At 38.3% G+C, this 2,487-nt stretch carries 3 protein-coding genes; 2 read left to right on the forward strand and 1 reads right to left on the reverse strand.

Going from position 1 to position 2,487, the window contains the following annotated elements; all coding sequences use genetic code 11:
- Positions 1–224 precede the first annotated feature (224 nt).
- Positions 225–359, reverse strand: a complete 135-nt coding sequence (locus ACT3QP_RS14575; protein WP_263972666.1) for a hypothetical protein — start codon at positions 357–359, stop codon at positions 225–227.
- Positions 360–843: 484 nt separating this feature from the next.
- Between ACT3QP_RS14575 and ACT3QP_RS14580 the strand changes: the two genes are divergently transcribed.
- Both ACT3QP_RS14580 and ACT3QP_RS14585 read left to right on the forward strand, forming a co-directional pair.
- On the forward strand, positions 844–1,557 hold the full coding sequence (locus tag ACT3QP_RS14580) for a DarT1-associated NADAR antitoxin family protein (RefSeq protein WP_192520120.1): 714 nt from the start codon (positions 844–846) through the stop codon (positions 1,555–1,557).
- A 223-nt stretch (positions 1,558–1,780) separates the two neighbouring features.
- Positions 1,781–2,302 carry a hypothetical protein gene (locus tag ACT3QP_RS14585; protein ID WP_225739255.1) on the forward strand — a complete coding sequence of 174 codons (522 nt, stop codon included), beginning with the start codon at positions 1,781–1,783 and terminating at the stop codon, positions 2,300–2,302.
- Positions 2,303–2,487: the final 185 nt, after the last annotated feature.

The raw sequence follows: 2,487 nt of genomic DNA on the forward strand, positions 1-2,487 counted from the left end.
ATCTAAACGCTTTTTAAGCCATAACAATATATCGCTTTCACTATACTGTCATGTCTGATTAGGTTTTATATTCATCGCTAGCAGCTTCCAACGCCTTAAGCCATCAACATAACATAGCATAGTTGATCTGATGTAAAAGAGAGGTGAGGCAACTGAGTACAGATGTATATGTGACACTTCAAGAAAATTCAACACTGTCACTATTTTATAGAAGATTAACTGTATTAAGGTGAACACCAGCCGCCCTTATGATGAGAACCTGTACCGCCATGTGGATGTTCGCCCTTTGGGCACGCATTGGCTGAGATTGAAACCACACTCATTAATGACAAAATAGCTATTGCTATCATTTTTTTCATAATCTAGCTCCTCATTAGTGTTCAAGAATTATATGCTCTTTTTGCGATGAAACATCAGATTTTTTAATATACCTTTTGCCACTAAGTTACTGATGTTTCTGAATGCAGTATCAGCCGAGTCTGTCGTCACAGAGCTCTCCTGTATTGATACGATATGCCTTACTATCTGTGTCTAGTAGGAAATAAAGCATGGTGCCATCCCAATAAGTCGGTTGGCATCATCTCAACGATAAATCCAGAAAAACTATTAACAACCGTGAAATAAGGCAGGATAAACAACTGATAATAAGATAAACTTCCCTGCGAGCGCCGATAAAGGCGACAACTCTCAATAAAATCACTACATTTGGCTGCTAGCTAACAAAACACTAATAATCAATACTGCTAACAATCATAGAATACATCGTCAAAGTCAAAATTCTGTGAAGTTAATACAGTTATAACAAATTATTTAGATAGACCATTGATATCAAGGCACATTCCTATGGAACAAGCACAGAACGCTGTAGAGCATAAACCTGTTTTCATGCCCAAAGTTAACAGTGATAATCTGGTAAAAACAGATATGGTTAGAATTGAGCGGCATGTGGGGTTTTCTAGTAAACAAAAGAAAAAAACTATCAATGATCTGCATCAAGTCATTCGTAAAAAATATGGATTTAAGCAAGTATTAGAGCTGTCTAGCAAGTCTGGCAACAAGCTGAGTTTTCCCCTAAGCCCATTCAGCTTAAAAATCACTGATGAGCATGATGGCAACCCATATAGTGTCGAAAATGCCTTTCAAGCTAGTATGGTCTTTGAAGATGGCGGTCCTTATCTTGATTTGTTAACTGTAGCGCCAAGGCAGGCTAGAAAAGATGAGCGATTAATGAATTCAGGGGAGCTGATTGGCTACAATTATTTTGGAATGGAGTGGGGTGTAGAGCCGTTAACGACGTTTTATGACTGGCTATATGTAAATGCGTTAAAGCAAAACTCCCAGCTGCACGAGGAAGTAATACAATATCAAGGGTTTACTGATATTACTTTCAATCCGAAAAAATCTATTCATAGTGCAGCGTATGCGTTAGCGCTGTTTGTGGCACTGCATAAACGAGAGTTGCTTGATAATGTTGAAGATCCAATGGCGTTCTATGACTTATGTAATGGGTTTAAAGTCAGTAATACTGAGCATCTGCTAGAAGAAGGTTGGGTCTGAATGTTAAAAATCAGTAAAAGTTATTCGCTTTTCAAAAAAAGAAGCCGCTTATTTTTAAGCGGCTTCTTTTATTTCATTAAGTGATAAACGTAAGTCATCATATTGTCATAGTAGAACCGTATCCTTTGGCTGATTATAAATGACGATTGCGTATAACTGATATCTAAATTCATTGAATGATGTTTTATTGATAATAGTGGGCGTATACACATAAGGCTTATTCATGAATATTGCTAGCAAACTTAGTAGTATTTCCACACGTATACTGATTATTTTAGCATTGGCTTTTTTATTGATCATCTTGATGGTTTATTGGGTTATTGAAATTCAAGCTAAGCCTCGCATACTAGAGATGACATCAGAAACAGTGGTTGAGACCGGAAACGAAGCTATTAATAGTATTATGGCGAGCATTAGCCACGTCGACGGATTGGCCAAAGCAACCAGCACGATGGCTGGCGGGTTACCAAAAGAAGATTCGCTTTACAAAGAAACCTTGGGCAATCTCATGCAACAAACCGACCAACGAATTGTGGGCGGAGGTGTGTGGTTTGATCCAAATATGTACTCTGAAGGTAGGGAGCGCCAATCGTTTGTCTGGGGGCGTGATGTGTCTGGAGATATGCAGCCACTAGATCGTTACAATCAAGTAGACCAAACGCCCAACCCTTATTATAGAGAATGGTGGTACATTCCTGCGATGTACGCGCGTCATGACCACTGTGTCTGGCGCATGAGTAGATAGTACCAATCTCACAACACCAAAAAATGTACTTCATTAAAAAATCTACGATACATGCTGTATCGTAGATTTTTTAATTTATAGATCAATAAAGCAATCAACCTTACCAATTAGCATCAGGTTTATATATTTTACTCAGATTATTGGCAGCCTCAACAACAGCTGGCGTTATATGCTGCTCAAAATAC

Source organism: Psychrobacter sp. AOP7-B1-24 (assembly GCF_052376215.1).
Lineage (GTDB): Bacteria > Pseudomonadota > Gammaproteobacteria > Pseudomonadales > Moraxellaceae > Psychrobacter.

Coding starts and splice junctions, on each gene's coding strand:
- ACT3QP_RS14575 (WP_263972666.1), bottom strand. CDS start 359: ATGAAAAAAATGATAGCAATAGCTATTTTGTCATTAATGAGTGTGGTT.
- ACT3QP_RS14580 (WP_192520120.1), top strand. CDS start 844: ATGGAACAAGCACAGAACGCTGTAGAGCATAAACCTGTTTTCATGCCC.
- ACT3QP_RS14585 (WP_225739255.1), top strand. CDS start 1,781: ATGAATATTGCTAGCAAACTTAGTAGTATTTCCACACGTATACTGATT.